The 22,391-nt window shown below is 43.6% G+C and carries 22 protein-coding genes and 1 other annotated feature; of the genes, 7 read left to right on the top strand and 15 right to left on the bottom strand.

Annotated features, from left to right (window positions below):
* Positions 1–47 precede the first annotated feature (47 nt).
* Together thiI and NST56_RS15795 are read right to left on the bottom strand one after the other, a co-directional pair.
* Positions 48–1,253, bottom strand: a complete 1,206-nt coding sequence (gene thiI, locus NST56_RS15790) for a tRNA uracil 4-sulfurtransferase ThiI (RefSeq protein WP_010335307.1) — start codon at positions 1,251–1,253, stop codon at positions 48–50.
* A gap of 3 nt (positions 1,254–1,256) precedes the next feature.
* The gene (locus NST56_RS15795; RefSeq protein ID WP_268472230.1) at positions 1,257–2,402 is read right to left on the bottom strand and encodes a cysteine desulfurase family protein; all 1,146 of its coding nucleotides are present in this window, start codon (positions 2,400–2,402) and stop codon (positions 1,257–1,259) included.
* A gap of 192 nt (positions 2,403–2,594) precedes the next feature.
* Here NST56_RS15795 and brnQ point away from each other — a divergent pair, with 192 nt between their 5' ends.
* Complete coding sequence (brnQ, locus tag NST56_RS15800; RefSeq protein WP_168748523.1) at positions 2,595–3,935, top strand: branched-chain amino acid transport system II carrier protein; 1,341 nt, start codon at positions 2,595–2,597, stop codon at positions 3,933–3,935.
* Positions 3,936–4,024: 89 nt separating this feature from the next.
* Here the strand turns inward: brnQ and ezrA are convergent, their stop codons facing one another.
* Entirely contained in the window at positions 4,025–5,713 is a 1,689-nt protein-coding gene (gene ezrA / locus NST56_RS15805; RefSeq protein ID WP_168748524.1) for a septation ring formation regulator EzrA, read from the bottom strand.
* A 196-nt stretch (positions 5,714–5,909) separates the two neighbouring features.
* On the opposite strand from ezrA, the gene hisJ reads away from it, so the two are divergent.
* Positions 5,910–6,716, top strand: coding sequence for a histidinol-phosphatase HisJ (gene hisJ / locus NST56_RS15810; RefSeq protein WP_339177672.1), 807 nt, complete (start codon positions 5,910–5,912; stop codon positions 6,714–6,716).
* On the opposite strand, the gene refZ is transcribed toward hisJ, so the two are convergent.
* Positions 6,700–7,335: a transcriptional regulator RefZ gene (gene refZ / locus NST56_RS15815; RefSeq protein ID WP_010335311.1), complete on the bottom strand. Its 636-nt coding sequence runs from the start codon at positions 7,333–7,335 to the stop codon at positions 6,700–6,702. The genes hisJ and refZ overlap by 17 nt on opposite strands.
* A 129-nt stretch (positions 7,336–7,464) precedes the next feature.
* On the opposite strand from refZ, the gene NST56_RS15820 reads away from it, so the two are divergent.
* Positions 7,465–7,953, top strand: a complete 489-nt coding sequence (locus NST56_RS15820) for a GAF domain-containing protein (protein WP_168748526.1) — start codon at positions 7,465–7,467, stop codon at positions 7,951–7,953.
* A 44-nt stretch (positions 7,954–7,997) separates the two neighbouring features.
* Here the strand turns inward: NST56_RS15820 and NST56_RS15825 are convergent, their stop codons facing one another.
* A complete protein-coding gene (locus tag NST56_RS15825) occupies positions 7,998–9,743 on the bottom strand; it encodes a diguanylate cyclase (protein ID WP_339177680.1) in 1,746 nt (581 codons plus the stop codon).
* A gap of 292 nt (positions 9,744–10,035) precedes the next feature.
* Here NST56_RS15825 and rpsD point away from each other — a divergent pair, with 292 nt between their 5' ends.
* On the top strand, positions 10,036–10,638 hold the full coding sequence (rpsD, locus tag NST56_RS15830) for a 30S ribosomal protein S4 (RefSeq protein ID WP_010335313.1): 603 nt from the start codon (positions 10,036–10,038) through the stop codon (positions 10,636–10,638).
* 21 nt (positions 10,639–10,659) lie between these two features.
* Here the strand turns inward: rpsD and NST56_RS15835 are convergent, their stop codons facing one another.
* From NST56_RS15835 to acsA, 3 genes are all read right to left on the bottom strand, one after another.
* Positions 10,660–10,788: a hypothetical protein gene (locus NST56_RS15835; RefSeq protein WP_268448336.1), complete on the bottom strand. Its 129-nt coding sequence runs from the start codon at positions 10,786–10,788 to the stop codon at positions 10,660–10,662.
* 131 nt (positions 10,789–10,919) lie between these two features.
* A complete protein-coding gene (gene tyrS, locus NST56_RS15840) occupies positions 10,920–12,188 on the bottom strand; it encodes a tyrosine--tRNA ligase (RefSeq protein ID WP_168748528.1) in 1,269 nt (422 codons plus the stop codon).
* Between the two features lie 48 nt (positions 12,189–12,236).
* Positions 12,237–12,478 (bottom strand) — a binding site (T-box leader).
* Positions 12,479–12,532: 54 nt separating this feature from the next.
* On the bottom strand, positions 12,533–14,254 hold the full coding sequence (acsA, locus tag NST56_RS15845) for an acetate--CoA ligase (RefSeq protein WP_339177684.1): 1,722 nt from the start codon (positions 14,252–14,254) through the stop codon (positions 12,533–12,535).
* A 160-nt stretch (positions 14,255–14,414) separates the two neighbouring features.
* Here acsA and acuA point away from each other — a divergent pair, with 160 nt between their 5' ends.
* From acuA to NST56_RS15860, 3 genes are read left to right on the top strand one after another with little or no spacing between them, the layout of a single operon-like run.
* Positions 14,415–15,047 (top strand): acetoin utilization protein acetyltransferase AcuA, encoded by a 633-nt coding sequence (gene acuA, locus NST56_RS15850; RefSeq protein WP_168748530.1) that lies wholly within the window; start codon positions 14,415–14,417, stop codon positions 15,045–15,047.
* 26 nt (positions 15,048–15,073) lie between these two features.
* Entirely contained in the window at positions 15,074–15,718 is a 645-nt protein-coding gene (locus NST56_RS15855) for an acetoin utilization AcuB family protein (RefSeq protein WP_168748531.1), read from the top strand.
* The gene (locus NST56_RS15860; protein ID WP_168748532.1) at positions 15,715–16,881 is read left to right on the top strand and encodes an acetoin utilization protein AcuC; all 1,167 of its coding nucleotides are present in this window, start codon (positions 15,715–15,717) and stop codon (positions 16,879–16,881) included. The genes NST56_RS15855 and NST56_RS15860 overlap by 4 nt, the downstream gene beginning before the upstream one ends.
* 29 nt (positions 16,882–16,910) lie before the next feature.
* On the opposite strand, the gene motS is transcribed toward NST56_RS15860, so the two are convergent.
* The 7 genes from motS to NST56_RS15895 form a co-directional block, all read right to left on the bottom strand.
* Positions 16,911–17,621, bottom strand: a complete 711-nt coding sequence (motS, locus tag NST56_RS15865; RefSeq protein ID WP_168748533.1) for a flagellar motor protein MotS — start codon at positions 17,619–17,621, stop codon at positions 16,911–16,913.
* Positions 17,611–18,429, bottom strand: a complete 819-nt coding sequence (gene motP / locus NST56_RS15870) for a flagellar motor protein MotP (protein ID WP_168748534.1) — start codon at positions 18,427–18,429, stop codon at positions 17,611–17,613. Before motP ends, motS begins: the two co-directional genes overlap by 11 nt.
* Before the next feature lie 69 nt (positions 18,430–18,498).
* Positions 18,499–19,503 carry a catabolite control protein A gene (gene ccpA, locus NST56_RS15875; RefSeq protein ID WP_024122513.1) on the bottom strand — a complete coding sequence of 335 codons (1,005 nt, stop codon included), beginning with the start codon at positions 19,501–19,503 and terminating at the stop codon, positions 18,499–18,501.
* Positions 19,504–19,784: 281 nt separating this feature from the next.
* Entirely contained in the window at positions 19,785–20,861 is a 1,077-nt protein-coding gene (locus NST56_RS15880) for a bifunctional 3-deoxy-7-phosphoheptulonate synthase/chorismate mutase (protein WP_024122514.1), read from the bottom strand.
* 234 nt (positions 20,862–21,095) lie between these two features.
* On the bottom strand, positions 21,096–21,422 hold the full coding sequence (gene ytxJ / locus NST56_RS15885) for a bacillithiol system redox-active protein YtxJ (protein ID WP_010331506.1): 327 nt from the start codon (positions 21,420–21,422) through the stop codon (positions 21,096–21,098).
* A 24-nt stretch (positions 21,423–21,446) separates the two neighbouring features.
* Positions 21,447–21,902 (bottom strand): YtxH domain-containing protein, encoded by a 456-nt coding sequence (locus NST56_RS15890; RefSeq protein WP_010331507.1) that lies wholly within the window; start codon positions 21,900–21,902, stop codon positions 21,447–21,449.
* A 30-nt stretch (positions 21,903–21,932) separates the two neighbouring features.
* Positions 21,933–22,355, bottom strand: coding sequence for a DUF948 domain-containing protein (locus tag NST56_RS15895; RefSeq protein ID WP_148962358.1), 423 nt, complete (start codon positions 22,353–22,355; stop codon positions 21,933–21,935).
* Between the last annotated feature and the right edge of the window lie 36 nt (positions 22,356–22,391).

A 22,391-nucleotide genomic window follows, 5' to 3' on the forward strand; every position in this document is an offset into this window, starting at 1 on the left:
TTCATACAGAAAATCTTTGGTAATTGTATACAGGAGCCGGCTCTTAGTTAAAAGAGTTCTGCGAATTTATCGTTTGCTTCTTGTTCGCTATATAATGTCATCGTTTCAATGTGATCAACCGCCTCTTGAATCAACGGTTCAAAATCCACAAAGCTCTCAAAGTGTTCGATTTTTTCTTTTTTCGGGCGTGTTTTCGGGCTTGGCGGCGTAAAGATCGTGCAGCAATCTTCAAATGGCTGGATGCTTGTTTCGTATGTGCCGATTTCCCGTGATTTCTCGATGATTTCTGTTTTATCCATGGCGATTAACGGACGCAGAATCGGTGTAGACGTTACCGCATTAATCGCGTACATGCTTTCAAGCGTCTGGCTCGCTACCTGCCCGAGGCTTTCCCCCGTAATAATCGCGAGCCCGTTTCTTTTTTCTCTGATCCTGTCGGCAATTTGAAGCATTAAGCGGCGGGTTGCCGTCATCGTATAGTTTTCAGGAATTTGTTTTTGGATCAGCTCTTGCGTCTTTGTAAACGGGACGATATGAAGCGTCATGCTTCCTCCGAAGCGAGACAGACACTTCGCTAAATCCATCACTTTTTGTTTCGCACGTTCGCTTGTGTATGGCGGGCTGAAGAAATGGACAGCTTCTACTGACAGTCCTCTTTTCATAGCGTAAAAACCGGCTACCGGGCTGTCAAAGCCGCCGGAAAGCATCAGCATCGCTTTCCCCGCTGAACCGACCGGAAGACCGCCGGCGCCTTTTTCATTGCGAATCGTCAAAAAGGTTGCTTCCTCCCTGATTTCAATTCTGAGCGGAATGTCTGGATTGCGGACATCAACTGTCAGACCTTCTGTATTTCGCAAAATATGGCCGCCGATTTCCGCGTTCATTTCATTTGTATCTAATTCAAACTGTTTATGCGCTCTCTTTGTCGCGACTTTAAATGTATCTCCAGGCTGATATTGATCCTTGATCGCCTGCAGGGCAGTTGTCTTAATATCATCAAGACGGCTCTCACACTTAATAGCCAGACTGAAGCTTTGAATGCCAAACACTTGTTTCAAGTGAGGAAAAAGAGCCTCAGGGTCCACCCCATTTAATGTAATCGTCATACGATCCCGATTAGAAAAGTATTTTAATGTTGGATAGTCTTTCAGGACAAGCCTGACGTTTTGCTTTAAGCGTTCAATAAAGCTTTTTCTGTTTTTCCCTTTGGTTGATATCTCCCCAAAACGAATTAATATATGATCGTAATTCATGTTCTACCTCATCATTTTTTTTAGTTTTTTGATGCCAGGCACAAGCGCGTTCATAAATGGCTCTGTCACATCGCTTGTCTGGCTGTAGTTTAAGCTGATTCTGATGCTGCTTCCGGCGATCTGCTCTCCCTTGCCCATCTGTAACAGGACTTTGCTCGGTTTATGTTCCTTTGCCGAGCAGGCTGATGTCGTTGAAACGAATATATCCTTTTCCTCCAGCATGTGCAAAAGCACCTCCGCTTTTATGCCCGGCACAGAAAAATTAATGATATGCGGGGCGCTATTGCTTTGAGGAGTATTTAAGACAACACCGTCTGAATCACTCAGCTTTTTCATAAACAATTCCTTTGCGGCCACCATTCTTTCAAGGTGATGATGATAATCATCAGCCGCAAGATTGATGGCTTTGGCCAGTGAAACCGCACCTGCTGTATGCTCGGTTCCTGCACGTATGCCTTTTTGCTGAGTGCCGCCTGTTATCAGCGGGATAAGACGCGTTCCTTCCTTTACAAAAAGTGCACCTGTCCCCTTCAGTCCGTGGAATTTATGGCCAGATATTGAACAAAGATCAATGCCGGCATTCTCGATCGCCAAGGGAACTTTAAAGATGCCTTGCACATAATCAACGTGAAACAGAATGTTCGGATACTGCTTCAGCACTTCCCCGGCCTCTTCAATGGGCTGCACGGAGCCAACTTCATTGTTTACATGCATCATGCTGACAAGCACGGTATCCGGCCGAATCGCATCCTTCAGCTCCTTAATGGAAACAAATCCATCTTCATTTACTGAAAGATAAGTTACTTCAAATCCGAATAGCTCTGTCAGCTGCTCCAAAGATTCAGTAACGGATGGATGTTCAATAGAAGTGGCAATGATATGTTTGCCTGTTTTTATCTTTGACAAAGCGGCTCCTTTTAAAGCCACATTATTAGCTTCTGTAGCACCTGACGTAAATACAATATCATAATTCTTTAGGCCCAAGGCTCTTTTTATTTGATTTTTGGCTGCCTGAAGCAGCTGTTCTGTTTCGGCTCCATATCGGTGCAAAGATGAAGGATTGCCAAAATATCGGCTGCTAGTCTGTTCATAAACGTTCAAGACTTCATGATTAGGTTTGGTCGTTGAACTATTATCTAAATATATCATCTTTTTTTACTCCTTTATGAAAGCGGTACAAGGTATGATATTTATGTTACCATAACAAAATTTAATAGAAAATTACAAAAAGCTAGTATTGACTTCTAAATTTTTTACCATATAATAAGATTTGTTCGTTTCGTCATATTATCTGACAATTAATTGACAGAATATTTTAACATAATTATTAGGAGGATTTTCATGAAACACTCACTGCCTGTCAAAGATACCATTATTATTGGTTTCATGCTATTTGCGCTATTCTTTGGAGCAGGAAATATGATTTATCCGCCGGAACTTGGACAAGCAGCCGGACATAATGTCTGGAAAGCCATCGGCGGATTTTTACTGACCGGGGTAGGCCTACCTCTTCTCGGAATTATTGCTATTGCATTAACCGGTAAGGATGCTAAAGGACTTGCTGATAAAGCTCACCCTGCATTCGGTACAGTATTTACTGTTGTGCTTTATTTATCAATCGGACCATTATTCGCCATCCCAAGAACAGGAACCGTTTCTTATGAAATTGGTGCAGTTCCGTTTCTGACTGGCGTTCCTGAAAGACTGTCTTTATTAATTTTTACACTTATCTTTTTCGGCATTACTTACTATTTAGCGCTAAACCCAACCAAAGTCGTGGATCGAATTGGAAAAATTCTCACGCCTATTAAATTTACAATTATCTTAGTGATTGTTCTCAAAGCGATTATCACGCCAATGGGCGGTTTGGGTGCAGTTACAGAAGCATATACAGGTACACCGGTATTTAAAGGATTTTTGGAAGGCTACAAAACAATGGACGCGCTTGCTTCCATCGTATTTGGTGTTGTCGTTGTAAATGCTGTGAAAAGCAGAGGCGTTACACAATCAAAAGCTCTTGCCGCAGCCTGTATTAAAGCCGGAATAATTGCTGCATTAGGGCTGACATTCATTTATGTTTCTCTGGCTTACCTAGGTGCAACAAGCACGAACGCAATCGGACCTGTTGGTGAAGGAGCTAAAATACTATCAGCGTCGTCCCATTATTTATTCGGTTCATTGGGAAATATCGTACTTGGGTCAGCTATCACAGTCGCGTGTTTAACTACAAGCGTTGGGCTTGTCACTTCCTGCGGCACGTATTTTTCAAAGCTCATCCCTGCACTATCATATAAAGTTGTCGTTACCATTGTCACTTTATTCAGCCTGATTATCTCTAATTTCGGGCTTGCTCAAATTATCGCTTTTTCAGTTCCTATTTTATCAGCTATTTATCCGCTTGCCATTGTCATTATCGTTCTTTCATTTATTGATAAGCTCTTTAAAGAAAGACGTGAAGTTTACATTGCATGCTTAATCGGCACAGGATTATTCAGTATTTTAGACGGTATTAAAGCAGCCGGCTTTTCGCTCGGAGCTCTAAATACGTTTTTAAATGAGAATCTCCCGCTATACAGCCTTGGTATTGGGTGGGTAATTCCTGGAATTATTGGAGCAATTATCGGCTATATTCTTACCTTTTTCATCGGTACACCCAAACAACAGCTTAAAGAAATAAGTTAATATCATGGTCGCCTGCGTTACTGCGCAGGCGTTTTTTTAATAAAAAAGAGCCCGCTCATCAACTGCGGGCTCTTTTTACGATCTGAATGTTAAGCGGATAAATCAGCTTTTATTTTTTTTACAGCACCCGGCGCAGCTTTCTCTACAGCTGCAGCCGCAATTTCATAGGACTGTTCATAATCATAAGCGTAAAACCGTCTTTCCGCTTCTTTCAGCTGTTCAGATAAGATATGGTTCTGGCTTCTGAATCGGTTTCCGAACTGAATGATTTTTTCAATCAGCATAACCTGCTCTACCAATTCCTCTGATTCCCGGCTTGCCCTGTTCACGATATCTTCCGCTTCTTTCAGATGGGCTCCGGCTTCTTCCATATTTAAAGGAATTTCGTTTAATTGATTGACCGTCTCTTGAATGTGATGATGCGCGTTTTCCAGCATCTCTTGAATATGGCTCGGGATGCCCGGGATGTTGCTTATCTTCAGCAGTCTTGCAGTTTCAGAAATGGTTTTTTTCAGATTGCTGAGCGTCTCTCTCGCCTGCAGTTCTTCTTTTCTAAGAGCCTGCAGCTTTTCACGATAATCCGCATGGTCTTTTTTCACTTCTTCAATTTGCTTCTCAATTGATGCGACCTCTTCAACTAAAAGAGAGTAGGCGACATGCTCTGCATCCAGCTTATCTTTTACTGACGCAAGCAGCTTGCCGACTTCATCAATGCGCTTTTCAAAGGCCTGCTGTTTGCCTAGCTCACCTGCTGTCAGTCTATAGCTTTCCTTCACCAGTTCAGTTTCCGCCTTTGTCTGCTCCTTCTCTTCTTTCAGCTTATCATAAGCAATGATCAGCTCAGGCATTTTGCTTAACACAGATTGGCCTGCTTCAACTTCACCCTCGAGCTGCTGGTAAACAGATTGAATATTTTCGTCTATGAGCTGCAGTATGGCAGAGGCTTCATCAATATCCAGCTCAGTCATCAAAACATGTTCTGCCCGTTTCAGCTGATTTGACAGGTTTTCCAGTTCCTTATCAATCTGGATATGCTCAAGCTTATACCCTTTCTCTTTCATTTCGCGATATCCGTCTTTGAGCTTTGCAATCTGGCCCGGCAACGTCTGCTTGCAGTCGGCTAACAGTTTCGGCACATCATCTATGTACGACTGAAGCCTTTCAAGATTGCGATCCTGCTCAAGGAGAACTTTTCTTGCAGTAATGTAGTTCCCGCCCTCTGTCTCTTCTTCAAACTGTTTGATCCCGCTCCAGATCTCGTCAAGATCTGCTTCAAGGCTGTCATAAAGCTCTCCGTAAAGGTGGCTGTATGCCAGCAAGTTTTTTCGGGACTTTGAGTAGCGTTCTCTTACCTGTTCAATCTCTTCGCGGCTCTTTTCTTCACTTGTGACGAGATTGCTGATTTCCCGGAGTATCTTTTCAATGTTCGATTCCGCCGCTGTCAGGAGATCGTCGATATGAACGAGCACTTGATTGGCTTTTTTAAACCGGTATTTGTCCGCGCATTCTTCGGCATCATAAAGGAGCTCTTCAACTTTCGGCATATGGGCAGTGACAATCTCATCCCATTCTTCACGCCATTTCTCAAAGAACTCTTCTGTCTGCCCCGTCATTTTCAGATGTTTAATTTTGGACATTTCTTCCACTATCGATCGATTGAGAATTTCAATCTTCCAAGATTCCAAACGATCAATTTCCGTGTAGATTTTTTTCCTGAAAAAGTAGCCCGCTGCAAACAGCGCGAGCAGTACAATTAATAATCCAATGACAAACTCCATAATGAGCCCCCTTGCTGTTAACCTTAATCTGTCAGGGTGTTTTATTTATTCAGAAAGATTTCAGGATATGTATTGAGAAAAACTGTCGTTTTCATTGTTATTATGATACCATGTAACCAACATTTTTTGAGCAGAAATCAAAAACTTTTTGTGCAAAATCGGCAGGATTTGACTATTTTTTCACGGGGTGACACCAATGCTAAAGCGAGACGGACATATTCACACACCATTTTGCCCTCACGGAACAACAGACACACTCAGGCAATATGCGGAGGAAGCGATAAAAAAAGGCTTTCAATCGATTACGTTTACAGAGCACGCTCCTTTGCCTCCCTCTTTTACCGACCCGACACCGCAAAAAGACAGCGCGATGGCGCAAGCCTCTTTGGAACACTATATTAATGAAATTTCCGGTTTAAAAAGAGAATATCGCGGACAGCTTGACATACGGACCGGGCTCGAGGTCGACTATATCGCTGAATACGAAGGTGAAATCAAATCGTTTCTAGATGCATACGGCCCATTTTTAGATGACAGCATCTTATCCGTTCATTTTTTGCGCACGGGCTCGTCCTATCTGTGCCTCGACTATGATGAGCATACATTTAAAGAGCTGATCTCAGAGTGCGGAAGCATCGAAGCTGTATATGAACTGTATTACCGCAGCATTTATTCTTCTATTGTAGCATCTCTCGGCACCTATAAGCCAAAAAGAGTCGGTCACATCACACTCGTCAAAAAATTCATCAGGCTGTTTCCTTATAAAATGTCCGATCATATTCGGAAACTTGTTTCTGAGTGCCTGAGCGCTGTCGAGAAAAATGGAATGGAGCTGGACTTTAATACATCAGGTCTGAGAAAAAAATACGCGGGGGATATTTATCTGGAGGACTGGATGATTGAGGTGGCGAAGCAAAAAAACATCCCGCTTGTGTTCGGGTCTGATGCCCATCAAGCGGGTGATGTCGGATACGCATATGTGAAGTTTACTGAACTGCGCTAATTTGTGACCGCATGTCTCCTGTCCGGAATACGCTTCTGATCCAAATCTTAATTTCTTCAAAATACATTTTATAAAAGTACGGCTCGTGCGGCTGCATATAGAGCACTTCTGAAATGTATTGAGGCTGGAGATAGGGCATCATCAAGAGAGATTTTAATTGAAGAATAAAATGAGGCAGCGGCAGCGTTAAATGTTCTCGCTGTTTTTCTCCTTCCTCAATAATCAGCTGGAAGATATACTTTTCCTTCATCAGGTACGTCGACATAATCTCTCTTATTAAAGTGGAATCAATGGTGACTTCCCGGTAGACAAACCGAGTTAATTGACGGTTGTTATGCTGATAGGATAAAATATCGAAAACCAATTGGAGAAGCTGTTCCTGCGTGCTTTGAAAAGAGATGTTGCCTGCCGCTGTTTCAAGTGTTTTATTGTAGCCTTCGTAAAACTCTGAAACTAAGTGTTCCATCAAGCCTCCTTTGCCTTTAAAATAGTAGGAGATGTGCGCAACATTTACATCAGCTGACTTTGCGATTTCACGGACAGATGTGCCAGAAAATCCTTTTTGGTTAAAGAGCATGACAGCAGATTCAATAATTTTGTCTTTGGTGCTTACTTTCATACCGGCTCACTCCTTCCTCTTGTTACAAATTCAAGGAGAAGACCGGCTGTTCCTGTAAGAACTTATCGACAAATGCCGGCAGAAAAGCCGGGATTTTGTTTTATATTATAGAAAAAGTGAGGGTTTCCCATGTTTCATGTCGAACAACAATCCGGAGATAAAGAAAAAGACTATCAGCTTCTTCTAAAACAGCTCGAAGCCATAACAGAAGATGAAACAGATCAAATTGCAAACTACGCAAATGCGTCAGCACTGCTTTATCATTCATTGCCTGAGGTCAACTGGGCTGGTTTCTATTTTGCTAAGGAAGGGGAAGGACAGCTTGTGTTAGGGCCGTTTCAAGGTCTGCCGGCATGTGTCCGTATTCCTTTCGGTAAAGGCGTTTGCGGAACAGCATACGCAAATGGAAAAGTGGAGCGAGTTGCAGATGTAAACGCATTTCCGGGACATATTGCCTGTGATGCAGCATCTCAATCAGAAATTGTGCTTCCGATTCATGTAGACGGGAACCTAGTCGGCGTCTTGGACATTGACAGCCCTGTCAAGAACCGATTTGATGAGATCGATGAAAAGTATCTTTCACAATTTGTAAAAACCCTTGAAAAAGCTTTAGTGTAATGCATACAACAAAAGCCCAAAACATGTAGCGTTTTGGGCTTTTTTCATTTTTTTATCGACTCGTGAATCATCAAACGGTTTTTCCCGCTGCGTTTTGCGGTGTAAAGCGCTTCGTCGGCCTCGTGAACAAGTTCCTTCAAGGACTTTTTCGTTTCTGAATCCCAACAAGAGATCCCGCATGAAATCGTCACCTCAGGCTTTGTGCTTTTTCTCACTGCACAAACAAGCCTTTCGGTAATCCGTTTCCCGACGGCTACTGTCACATTCGGAAGGTAAACCGCCAGCTCCTCGCCCCCCCAGCGGGCGCCAACATCATGTTTTCGGATATTGCTTTTGATGACAGAAGCGACCTGTATTAAAATCTCGTCCCCTGTCTGATGTCCGTACGTATCATTTACATTTTTAAAATTATCAATATCAACAAGAATAAACACGCCTTTTTGATGAATTTTCATGCTGTATTGGATTTTTTCATCTAAATAGACTCTTGAATACAGCTCTGTCAGCTGATCCGTTTTCACAAGATGCTCAAGGCGGTCGCGAAGCATCGAATTGGTCACAGCCAGCGTGGCGTGATGAATCAGCGCTTGGAACAGCTTGTACATTTCAAAGGTAAAAGCGTACATTTCCTTTTTCAGCAAAACGGCAAATCCCAGGAGCCGGTCATTCTCAATCATCGGAACAGCCATAAGCGAACCGTATCCGGCTTTTCCGAAAACAGACTGTCCATTTCCGATAAAAACACCCTTTTCTCCTTCGTACAGTTTTTCCTTTATTTCATTATATATATCAGACGACTTCGTTTCTTTAAAAAATGCTGTGCTCCCGGGAAGCAGTGTCTGCTGTTCAAAATGGTCAATATGGAAAAAACCCACTTCTTCAGCATGAAATGATTCAGCCATTCTCACAGCAAGATCGTTCATCGTATCCGTCAGCGTCAGCCGCTGGTTAAGACGGCGCGTTGTTTCATTAATTAATTCCAAGTTTGCAATACTTGTTTTGGATTGTTCATAGAGCTGGGCATTTTCAAACGCCTTTCCCGCCGCATTTGCTATCAGTGACATTTCATCAAGGTACGCGTCGGTAAGAGGGCTGTCTCCCGCCCCATCTGCCATCAGAACGCCGTACGTTCCCTGCTGCCCTTTAATTGGAATGTAAGCGGTCGTTTCATTTTTCCGCAAAATGTCCCCGGATAGATAGACTTTAAGCGCAAAGGAATCGGCATCCTCCCCTTCCATATACAGCTCTGTTGCAGGAACACCTAAACATTGGTCCTGATCATGGGAAATAAACAGAGAAAATTGAAACAGGGGAAACGTGGTGTGTAAGCTTTCAAGAAGCTTCTTCAGCACTTCCGTCTGATCGAGCAGCGAATGGAACAGTTCGGTCATCTTGTATATCTTTTTTTGATAGACTGTTTTGATATAAAGTCTTTCCTGTTTCATTGACTGATTCAAAAAAGAAGAAATCAAATCCGGAAGCTCTTCCGGAAACACTCCGTCCTGCCTGCATGTTAAATGAAAGCTCCTGCCGGAGACATGATCTTCAATAACAAAAAATGACGCATTTATTTTCAATGCGGAAAAATGCACTTCATCCTGTGCCATTTGTGCCATGTGATCAGATGGAGAAGGTAAAAGGGATACGCAAAGTGATGGAAAATATGTTTGAATAGCCGAAGTCAGCCATAAAAGAGAGTCGGTGAATGAGACCTTTTCAGATTTGGCTAATAAAAAATCGAGCATATGATAACGAAAGGCGGGTAATTGATCTTTTGTTTCTTCTATCATGTTTTATCACCTAAAAAGTTTACCACTAATTTTTGTTTATTATATCACAACAGCGAAGCAATAATGAACGAATGGTTGACTTCAAAACAAATAAATTATATAATGACCTTTGTGTGAAATATTGCAGCCTTTTTGTTCAGCTTCTATGTTTTCATTTTGTTCCTTATCAATAAGGTGTATCGTGTAACTCTCTGCTGCTGGAGCGAGGATACATGAAAACAAAATGTGCATGGTCGAATAGAACAGACGGTTTTTATTTTCCACAAAATAAAACCAAAGGAGGAGTCACATTATGGCTCGCTATACAGGTCCATCTTGGAAACTGTCCCGCCGTCTAGGAATCTCTCTTAGCGGAACAGGAAAAGAATTAGAAAAACGCCCTTACGCTCCAGGTCCACACGGCCCAGGACAACGTAAAAAATTATCAGAATACGGTTTGCAATTGCAAGAAAAGCAAAAGCTTCGTCACATGTACGGTGTAAACGAACGTCAATTCCGCACACTGTTTGACAAAGCTGGCAAACTAGCTGGTAAACACGGTGAAAACTTCATGATTCTTTTAGATTCCCGTCTTGATAACGTTGTGTACAAGCTAGGTTTAGCGCGTACTCGCCGTCAAGCTCGCCAATTGGTTAACCACGGTCACATTACTGTAGACGGAAGCCGCGTTGACATCCCGTCTTACCAAGTAAAAGCTGGTCAAACAATCGGTGTTCGCGAAAAATCAAGAAACCTTTCAATCATCAAAGAATCAGTTGAAGTAAACAACTTCGTTCCTGAATACCTTACTTTCGATGCTGAAAAGCTTGAAGGTACATTCACTCGTCTTCCAGAGCGTTCTGAACTTGCTCCGGAAATTAACGAAGCGCTTATCGTTGAGTTCTACTCTCGTTAATCGTTTAAAAACCCCCTGCCGCTATGCGGTCGGGGGGTTTTTTTCGTCTGCTTCTTCTACCGTTTCCTGCTGGACAACACTTTCTTTGGCCTGCTGCTCCCAATAATCCCGCTGCATTCTTTCTTTGGCGATCGTACACATGAGATTCACGGTGAGCTCTCCCTCCTATTGAAAAGGTGGTGAATGGTCGTGTTTGCCCTATCTAATATACTCTTTCCCTCAAATTCCTATGCACTAAACCAAAAACATCCTTTGCCAATTAAGCAAAGGATGTTTTTTTCTTATTTATACGTGACAAGGAAGTATTTTTTCTTTCCGCGGCGAAGCACAGTAAACTGATCTTCAATGCGGTCTTCAGTAGATAAGATATAGTCAATTTCTGTCTGGCGTTCACCGTTAATGTAAACGGCTCCGTTTTTAATATCTTCACGGGCTTGTCGTTTAGACGGTGACAGTTTCGATTCAACCAGCACATCTACGAGTGACAGTTCTTCAGCGCTGTCTTTTTCTAGAGAAGGCACATCTTTAAAACCGATTTTTACGTCTTGGGCAGAAAGCTCTTTAATATTGCCGCTGAACAATGCTTGGGAAATATTAATCGCTTGCTCCAGTGCCTCGCGTCCGTGAACGAGCGCTGTCACTTCTTCTGCCAGGCGTTTTTGCGCTTCACGCTTTTCAGGCGCTGTTTCAGTTTTTTCAGCGTATTCTTCGATTTCTTCTTTTGAAAGGAACGTAAAATATTTTAAGTATTTCACAACATCACGGTCATCTGTATTGATCCAGAATTGGTAGAATTCATATGGAGACGTTTTTTCTTTATCTAGCCAAATTGCGCCGCCTTCGGTTTTTCCGAATTTTGTGCCGTCCGCTTTCGTTACAAGCGGAATGGTAAGACCAAACGCTTTTGCTCCTTCTTCTTCAGATTTTCTGATCAGCTCAAGGCCAGCTGTGATGTTGCCCCATTGATCGCTTCCGCCGATTTGCAGCTTACAGTTTTTCTCTCTGTACAGGTTTAAGAAATCATAAGATTGAAGAATCATGTAGCTGAATTCTGTGTAAGAGATGCCGGATTCGATTCTGGAGCTGACTGTATCTTTTGCCAGCATGTAATTGATGCCGAAGTTTTTGCCGACGTCACGAAGGAAGTCAATCACATTCATGTTTCCGATCCAGTCGTAGTTATTTGCCATAACAGCCGGGTTTTCTGCTGAATCAAAATCAAGAAATCTTGAAAGCTGATGTTTGATTTTTTGCGACCATTCGACAACGATATCAGCCGTGTTTAACGTACGCTCTGCTTTTTTTCCGCTCGGATCGCCGATTAAACCCGTCGCGCCGCCCACAAGCGCAATCGGATGGTGCCCCGCAAGCTGAAAACGGCGGAGTGTTAAAATTGGCAGCAGGTGCCCGATATGCAAGCTGTCCGCTGTCGGATCAAAGCCTGAGTACAGGCGGATCTTTTCTTCGTTCAGCTGTTTGTTCAGTCCTTCTTCATCCGTCATTTGCTGAATCAATCCGCGGAAGGATAAGTCTTCAAGTAAGTTTGTCATGAGATAAGGCTCCTTTTTAAATAAAATAAAAACGCCCCTTCGTGTAAACGAAGGGACGATTGATTATCGCGGTACCACCCTACTAATAAGAGCATACATACAGCTTTTTGCTCTTATCACTTTGCCTGATAACGGATCAGGTCCGTTCTTTCACTACTGAAAGCCTGAGCGGCTTTGTTTGCAAAAGCGGTTCATGAGTGTATTCGATATATCCGTCTGTGCTGATTTTCACCGGCCATCAGCTCTCTGGAACGTAAGGATATTCTACTTGTCTCAATCTTTACCTTTTCATATGAAGCTATATCATTTTTAACATAAATAAAATCCCGTGTCAACGGCGCCTTTTAATCCTCCATCGTTGACAGGTCTCCGGCCGGAAGATTCAGCTCCCATGCCTTCAGCACACGTCTCATGATCTTACCGCTTCGTGTTTTTGGAAGCTTATCCTTAAATTCAATTTCACGCGGAGCAGCATGGGCTGCAAGACCTTGTTTGACAAATTGACGGATTTCTTCCTTCAGTTTATCAGACGGCTCAAACCCTTCTCTGAGAGCGATAAAGGCTTTAATGATCTCCCCGCGCACCGGATCAGGTTTACCAATGACCCCCGCCTCCGCAATTGCTGGATGTTCGACAAGCTTACTTTCCACTTCAAATGGCCCGACGCGCTCACCGGAGGTCATGATGACATCGTCCACTCTGCCTTGGAACCAAAAGTACCCTTCATCATCCATGTAGGCAGAATCGCCCGACACATACCATCCGCCCGGCATAAAATAAGATTCGTATTTTTCAGGGTTGTTCCAAATCGTGTGCATCATAGATGGCCAGCCCTTTTTAATGGCGAGGTTCCCCATTCGATACGGCGGAAGCTCGTTCCCCTGATTATCAACGATTGCTGCTTCTACACCGGGAATCGGTTTTCCCATCGAGCCTGGTTTTATATCCAGGCAAGGATAGTTGCAGATTAGCTGTCCGCCCGTTTCTGTCATCCACCATGTATCATGAATCCGTTGGTTAAAGACTTTATGCCCCCATCTGATTACTTCCGGATTTAAAGGTTCACCGACACTCAGCACATGACGGAGTGAAGTCAGATCATATTTGGCAGCCATATCATCTCCGGCTCCCATCAGCATTCGAAAGGCAGTCGGCGCGCTGTACCAGACGTTTACACCAAGCTGCTCAATCGTGCCATACCAGCTTTCCGGGCTGAATCGTCCGCCGACAATCACATTTGTCGCTCCGTTCAGCCACGGCGCAAAAATCCCGTACACCGTTCCAGTCACCCAGCCTGGGTCGGCCGTGCACCAATAAATGTCCTCTTCCTTTAAATCAAGGACCCATTTTCCTGTCTGATACTGCTGAACCATTGCCTCATGGACATGAAGCACACCCTTTGGCGTACCCGTAGATCCTGATGTATAGTGAAGCAAATAGCCGTCTTTTTTGTCCATCCATTCAATGTCCAGTCTTGTGCTCTCATGCTTAGCCACTTCATCATAATGAATGATGTTTGCTCCGCTCTTTTCAGCCTGGCCACCGACTATGAATATACGCTGTAAATCAGGCAGCTTGTCAACCGGAATCCTTTCCAAAAGCTCAGGCGTCGTGACAACAACCTTTGCCTCGCTGTTTTGAAGCCGGTCCTTAACAGCCCCCTCCATAAACGCTTCAAATAACGGCCCGGCGATTGCGCCGATTTTGATGGCACCTAGCATAATAAAATAAAGCTCGGGTGATCTCGGCATAAAAATAAAAACGCGGTCCCCTTTTTCCACATTTCCATACCGTCTCAGCACATTCCCGGCTCTGTTTGTTTCTTCTTTCATTTCTTTAAATGTGTATTTTTCATCCCGTTTTGCGTCCTTATAATAAAGCGCAACTTTGTTTTTTCGAAAAGATTCGGCATGACGGTCTATCGTTTCATAAGCCGCATTCAATTTCCCTGTCTTATGCCAAGAGAAATGTTTCTCTGCTTCGGACCAATCAAATTGCCGATACGTTTCTTCATAGTTTTTTAAATTATGATCCCCCTCTATTGCTGGCAACGCTTTCAAATTCATGTCCAAACATCCCCCTTTGCTGAAGTTGTCACATTTATTATAGTATATATTCATATTCTTCTCAATTTTTAAAATATAAACCATGTTGAAAACGCTTTATAATTTGTTATTCTTAAAGGAGGCATGTATTTTTTATAGAAATTGATGGGACGGTGAATCAGTGGAACATCATAAAACATATCACTCTGCAAACATCAAAACAGCAACCGGCTCCTTACTGATAGAAGGCCCTGTCTCTCCAGAGGAATTGGCAGGTTATGAGTTTCATAAGGATTTGACCGCATTTCGGCCGCCCCGGGAACAGCATGAAGCATTAGTCGATATTGCTGGCCTTCCTGAGGGACGCATTATCATTGCCAGAGACGGCCAAACCATTGTCGGCTATGTGACGTATTTATACCCTGATCCGCTCGAAAGGTGGTCAGAAGGAAATATGGAGGATTTGCTTGAGCTCGGAGCCATTGAGGTGGCGCCGGCATACCGGGGATGTTCTGTCGGAAAAACGCTTCTGACCGTCAGCATGATGGACGAACAAATGGAGAACTACATTGTGATGACGACAGAGTACTACTGGCATTGGGATTTAAAAGGGATGAAAAAAGATGTGTGGGAGTACAGAAAGATCATGGAGAAAATGATGAACGCAGGCGGATTGGTCTGGTTTGCAACCGACGAGCCCGAAATCAGCTCCCATCCTGCGAACTGCCTGATGGCGCGCATCGGAAAAAACGTCAGCCAGGAATCAATTGAACAATTTGACAGGCTCCGTTTTTATCATCGTTATATGTATTAACTGACACAGACAAAGGGGAAAAGATAATGATTGTTGAGCAAATCATGAAAAAGGATGTCATCACATTAACGAAAACGGATACGCTTGAAACGGCAATACACAAGCTGAAAGAATTTCATATCAGGCATTTACCTGTTATTAACGAAGACCGCCATGTAATTGGGATGATTACAGACAGAGATATGAAACAGGCCAGCCCCAGCATTTTTGAAGAAAGCAAACGCAGCCGTTTTCTCACACGAAGCGTTGAATCAATTATGAAAAAAGACGTAGTATGCGCCCATCCGCTTGATTTTGTTGAAGAAATATCAGCAGTCTTCTACGAGCATGGCATTGGCTGCCTTCCTGTCGTGCAGCATCAAAAGTTAATCGGCATTCTGACAAAAACCGATTTGCTGCGGACTTTTGTAAAGCTGACAGGCGCTGACCAGCCCGGATCGCAGATTGAGATAAAAGTAAATGACATCACAAAGAGCCTCGCCGATATCAGCAGCCTCTGCCAAAGACTTCAGGTGAAAATACTGAGCGTTCTTGTCTATCCTCATGACGATTCCGGCGCAAAGGTGCTTGTATTCCGTGTCAAGACGATGAATCCGCTGCCGTTTTTGCAGGAATTGCAAAAAAACGGGCATCTCATCGTATGGCCGTCAGAGCATAGGGATCAGCTATGAGGGATAGTGTGTTCATTTATTCTCCCTCTTATCAGACCTATATGTTTCACCAGGAGCACCCCTTTAATCAGCAGCGTGTTCTCCTGACATATGATTTGCTCAAATCAATGGATGCCTTTGACGAGGGAGATATCGTCAGTCCGCGGCTTGCGGCGGAAGATGAGCTGGCTCTCGTTCACACTGACGATTATATCCAGGCAGTAAAGCTTGCCGGCGCCGGAAAACTTCCAGCCGAAGAAGGGGAAAGCTATGGGCTCGGTACGGAAGATACACCTGTCTTTGCAGGCATGCATGAAGCGGCCTCACTATTAGTCGGCGGCACCTTAACGGCTGCGGATTATGTCATGTCAGGGCAAGCACTGCATGCTGCCAACCTTGGGGGAGGCTTGCACCATGGGTTTCGTGGAAGGGCTTCAGGATTTTGCATATACAATGACAGCGCTGTAGCGATTCAATATATTCAGAAAAAATATCAAGCCAGGGTGCTGTATATTGATACGGACGCCCATCACGGAGACGGTGTGCAATTTGCATTTTATGATAACCCCAACGTATGCACCCTGTCCATTCATGAAACAGGACGGTATTTATTCCCCGGAACCGGTCAGATTCAGGAAAAAGGCAGCGGAAAAGGCTACGGATATTCCTTTAATATCCCGCTTGATGCTTTTACGGAGGATGATTCATTTATTGAAGCCTACCAGACAGCAGCTTCAGAAATCGCCGCTTATTTTCAGCCGGATGTGATTATCAGCCAAAATGGCGCTGATGCCCATTACTACGATCCGCTGACTCATTTGTCGGCAACGATTTCCATTTACAATGAAATTCCGCGGCTTGCTCACGCACTAGCGCATCAATATTGCGGCGGAAGATGGATCGCCGTCGGAGGAGGCGGATATGATATTTGGCGAGTGGTGCCCCGTGCCTGGGCCCGAGTATGGCTTGAAATGAAAGGAATCGATCCGGGACATGACATACCACCTGAATGGATCGCAAAATGGCAAAAGCAATGCCCAGTCACCCTTCCGTCCAGTTGGAGCGATCCCGCCGATTTATATCCGCCGATTCCACGCAAGCCAGAAATTACAGAAAAAAATGCCCAAACCGTCAGCAAAGCGTTATATGCGATACGATCAGAGCGCCAGGAAAAAACAAAATAAAAAAACGACCTTCACGATGAGGTCGTTTTTTATTTTTTGATGACGATTTCCACACGCCGGTTTTCCTTCATATGCTCATTTGTTTTGTTATCTTTTACAGGCTTTGTATCCGCATATCCAACAGCGATAAACCGTTTCGACGGGAGTTCCTCTTTTGATGTGAAGTATTGAATGACCCCGCTTGCCCGTGCTGCGGATAGCTCCCAGTTGGACGGATACCTGTACGTTGAGATATTTCGGCTGTCTGTATGGCCCTCCACCTGAATATCATTTGGAATAGTCTGAAGAAGAACTGCAATTTGGTGAAGAAGCGTTTCGGCATTATTCAACACGTCAGCCTCACCCGAATCAAACAGCACCGCTTCCTGAAGAACGAGCACGACCCCGCGTTCATCCCGCTTTGCTGTCATTTTTGACTTTAGCTGATGCTTTTGAATGTATGCATTTACTTTTTGTAGCAGTTGATCCTGCTGATTCTCTTGCTTTTTCGCATCGGCTGACGGCGTGTCTTTTTGATCGATGGCTGTTTGGTCTGGCTGAAGCCCGCTGCCATCCTTTTGGATCGAGTTCACCGTTGCTTTAAATTTTTGCAGATCAATCTGCGACATCGAAAAAAGTAAAATAAAGAACACAAGAATCAGCGTAATCAGATCTGTAAAGGTTACCATCCAGCCGGAGGATGACTGATTGTTTTTCCTGTTTCCATTCCTTCGTTCAAAGCGCTCTCTTCTAAGCTTCATGTACAGATCCCTTTTTTGTCTTGACTTGATTAGGCTGCTTCCGCCATTCTTCCCGAGAGCTGAAAACGACGAGCTGGCTTTCCAGATTGCGCGGATTTTTTCCGGATTGTATCCCGATAATGCCTTCCACCATTACCTGTTTGATGAAGATTTCACTTTCTGTTTTTTCTTCAAGCTTAGCCGCAATCGGATTAAATACCATGTTTGCCAGCAATGAACCGTATAAGGTCGTCAAAAGTGCAACGGCCATATTGGGTCCAAGCATATCAGGGTCATTTAAATTTTTGAGCATCAGCACCAGCCCGACTAGTGTCCCGATCATGCCCCATGCCGGAGCGAATTCTCCCGCTTTTTCAAAAACGCGGCGCCCTTTGCGGTGCCGTTCCTCCATTGCTGCAATTTCTGAATCCATGACAAGCCGAATCGTTTCTTCATCCCAGCCGTCAACCGCCAGAAGCAGCCCTTTTTTCAAGAATGGGTCTCTGATTTCTCTAGTCTGGTCATCCAATGATAAAAGCCCATGTTTTCGCGCATGGTCGGAAAGGGAAACGAAGGTTTTCACAAGGTCCTTTACATTGTCTTCCTGGCGGATAAATGCCTGCTTTAACACAGTTGGCGTTTTTTTCAGCTCCCTCGGCGGAAAACTGATAAAAACAGCGGCGCAAAGCCCTCCTGTTACGATAAAGAAAGAAGTCAGATCTAGAAAAGAGCGGAAACCGCTTACTCCCGACCCGGAAATAATTCCAATTACAATAATAATCGTTCCTAACACAAAACCAACAGGTGTAAGATAATCAAAACGTTTCATCATTTCTCCTCACTCATACGAAAAAAGCAAGAATTCACCTTAGAGGTGAAGCTTGCTTTCTTGTTTTTCTTATGACTTGGTTGACTGTCTTAACTCTATACGATGCGGCAATTCGACAATATGCTCTTCCACCGGCTCTTTATTCATGAGCTTTGTCAGCAGTCTCATCGCAACCGCGCCAATATCATATGTCGGCTGAACTACTGTTGAAAGCTGCGGTCGAACCATCAAGCTTAATCTCGTATTATCAAAGCCGATAATGTCGAGATCCTCAGGAATGGACAAGCCTTGATCCTGTGCGGCATGAATAATGCCGAGCGCCATTTCATCAGTTGCAGAAAGAATCGCTGTCGGCTTTTTGTCCAGGCTCATGAGATGCTGAAGCGCCTCAAGTCCGGAATCATACGTGTAATCACCTTCAGCAACAAATTGTTCATTAAACGGAAGATTCGCCTCTTCAAGCGCCCGTTTGTAGCCTTGCAGTTTCTTTGAGCGGTTGATCGGTTCTGTCATCGGGCCAGAAACAAATGCAATATCAGTGTGCCCCTTATCAACCAAAAGCTTCACCGCGTCATAAATCGCCTGCTCGTAATCAATTGCGACTGATGGTGTTTCACCTTGCTCCTCAACAGAAGCGGCAAGCACAATCGGCACTGGGGAACGCTTAAATTCCGCTACATGCTCGTCCGTAATGTTTCCGCCCATAAATACGATGCCGTCGACCTGTTTGCCGAGCATTGTGTTTAATAAGTGCAGCTCTTTCTCCAAGTTTTGGTCAGAGTTGCTCAAAATGATGTTATATTTATACATTGTCGCGATATCTTCAATTCCTCGCGCAAGCTCTGAATAGAAAATGCTTGAGATATCAGGAATGATGACACCTACAGTTGTTGTTTTTTTGCTTGCAAGCCCTCTTGCCACCGCGTTTGGACGGTAGCCGAGACGGTCAATGGCTTCCAAGACTTTTTTTCTCGTTGTCGGTTTTACATTCGGGTTACCGTTCACGACACGGGAAACGGTCGCCATGCTTACATTAGCTTCTCTCGCTACATCGTAGATCGTAATATTGCTCATCCTAAAACCACTCCTTTTACTGGATACACTTATCCTTATCTATAGCATAAACACTTTATGTAGAGAAATGTCATAATGTCCGAATTTATGTCGTTTATGATTTGTAAGCGTAAGTCAGTAGTCTACATTATTTTTCATTATTCATCAAATTTAATTACTTCTCATGAAATTATACACGTTTTTATAGATGATGAAAACGTATACTTGAGTTTTATAATTAAATAAACGAGAAAGCGCAAAAAAAGGCCGCATATGCGGCCTTTTGTATTGATCTCATTCCATTAGGCGTTGACTTTCACCATTGGTTTCAGTTCATTCAGCCATTTTTCAAATTCAGGGATTGCCATTTGCTGAGCAGAGTCAGAAAGTGCGACTGATGGATCAGGGTGAACCTCTGCCATAACGCCGTCAGCACCGATCGCTAAAGCGGCTTTAGCTGTCGGAAGAAGGAGGTCACGGCGGCCTGTTGAATGTGTCACATCAACAAAGACCGGCAAATGTGTTTCCTGTTTCAGAATTGGCACAGCTGAAATATCGAGCGTATTTCTCGTCGCTGTTTCGTATGTTCTGATACCGCGCTCACAAAGAATAATTTGATCATTGCCTTGTGCCATAATGTATTCAGCTGCATTGATGAATTCCGAGATCGTTGCAGCAAGTCCGCGTTTCAGCAGGACAGGTTTTTTCACGGAACCTGCAGCTTTGAGCAATTCAAAGTTCTGCATATTACGCGCACCGATCTGAATTACATCAATATAATCAAGCGCTTCTTCAATATGAGCCGGAGTTACGATTTCGCTGATAACAGCCAGATCAAATTCGTCCGCTACACGTTTTAAGATTTGAAGTCCTTCTACACCGAGGCCCTGGAAATCGTATGGGCTCGTACGAGGCTTAAAAGCTCCTCCGCGAAGAATTTTAATCCCTTGTTTTTTAGCAGCCGCAGCCACTTCTGCTACCTGCTCATAGCTCTCAACCGCACATGGTCCGACGATAAATCTTTGTTGGCCATCTCCGACTTTTTCACCTTTGATATCAACGATTGTATCTTCAGGTTTTTTCTTGCGGGAAACAAGCAACGCTTTGCTGTGGTCTTCCTCCTGAAGCTCTAAACCTGCTTTAAAGATTTCTTTAAAAATGTGCTGGATAGTAGAATTTTCGAACGGTCCGTCATTGTTTTCAATGATTTTATTTAACATTGTACGTTCTCTGACAGGATCAAAGCGATTAACACCCTGCGCTTCTTTCGCTTTACCGATCTCTTTCACAACATTTCCGCGCTGGTTGATTAATTTTAAAATTTGCAAGTTTAATTCGTCTGCTTGCTGCCTTAGAAGCTCTAACTCTGTGTTGCTCATTTTTTTCATCCTTTCCCTGCACATTCATTTTTTATTTTGTAGTTAACATGCATCTTACTATAAGTAAAACCAAATAGAAATACTGAAATACAAAATTTTTAAAAAAGTCTACTTTATTACCCAAACGCTTTTAAGTGATAAAGTAATGTATGATGCTATCGTACATGATGTGACGAAAATGATCAATAGTTTTTTCAAAAAAAAAGCGCCAGATCATATCTGGACGCTTTTTTTCTAGGACAGATGCTGCTCAATCGCCGCTTCTGTAATTTGTGAATGTGAGGTATGCCACTTTACTTCACCGTTTTGGATCACGAAAACTTGAGGGCTTTCGTGCTTGACTCCGTATGTTTCTGCGATGAAATTTGACAGAGGCCGTGCCTCTTGTACTTGCAGATAGTAAGCCGGCACTTCTTCATGCTGATTTGCAAAGGCATCAAATTCGTGAAATGCGGCTTGGCTGATCGGGCATGTTAAGCTGTGCTTAAAAAACAAGAAAGTGCCTTCCTTTTCTGCAATACGTTTAAACTCTTCCTCAGATTGGATAAGCTGTTTTGCCATTAGTCAAGTCTGCTCCTTCCGGGCTCAGCGGTTGATGTGCTCGGCCTGTTTTTGTGCATCTTTCAGCTCGTCTTTTACGTCTTCTTTCGTTTGGAGGACTTGATCTTTTGCTTCGTCAGCCGCCTGCTTCGCTTCGTTTTTCATATCTTGCATAGCAGCTGATGACTCGGTATTTGCAGAATTTGAACGGTCTCTTAAATCTTTGACCTTGTTCATGATTTGTCCTGACTGATCTGCAACAAGCTGCGTGATGTTAGATGTTTTGTCTTTTGCAATGCTGACATATTGAGTGCCTTTTTCTTTTGCGTCTGCCGTCATTTTATCTGTTTTATCCCGCAGAGCGACAGCTTGATTTCCGAGATCGTCGCGAAGTTCTTTCCCAGATTTAGGTGCTAGGAAAAGCGCAGTGGTGGCTCCGATGATTCCTCCGATTAAAGTACCGATTAAAAAATCTTTACTATTAATTCCATCTTTGCTCATCATTATTCCTCCTCAAAGTGTTTTTCTCTCTTAAAGAGCTGATTTTTTCTTTTGCTTCCACTTCTCCCAAATTTCCATCGCTGCTTGGCTCCAGGTTACAACCTGATTGATTTTATCTTGGTTTTCTCTCACTGATGCCGATACAGAACCTGCCGCCTGCTTCATTGATGTATTGAACTGCTGTACAGAGGTTCCCACCCCTTGAACAGCATGAACGACCGTGTTCAGCTTTTCTGATTTTTCCTGAATGTCTTCAGCCAAGCGGTTGGTCTTATGTAAAAGCTCGGCAGTTTCAGTGGTAATGCCTTTCATTTGTCCCTCCAGCCCTTCTAGCGTGGATGCGACATGTTTTAATGTCAGCTGCAGTGACTTTAATGTTTTAGACAAATAGATCACTAAGACAAGAAATGCTACAGCGATTAATGCAACGCTTAAATAAAGAATGATTATCATCTTAGGCCTCCTTGCTGCAGGATATACTGCTGTTTA

This window comes from Bacillus sp. FSL R5-0560 (genome assembly GCF_037966305.1).
GTDB classification, from domain to species: domain Bacteria; phylum Bacillota; class Bacilli; order Bacillales; family Bacillaceae; genus Bacillus; species Bacillus mojavensis.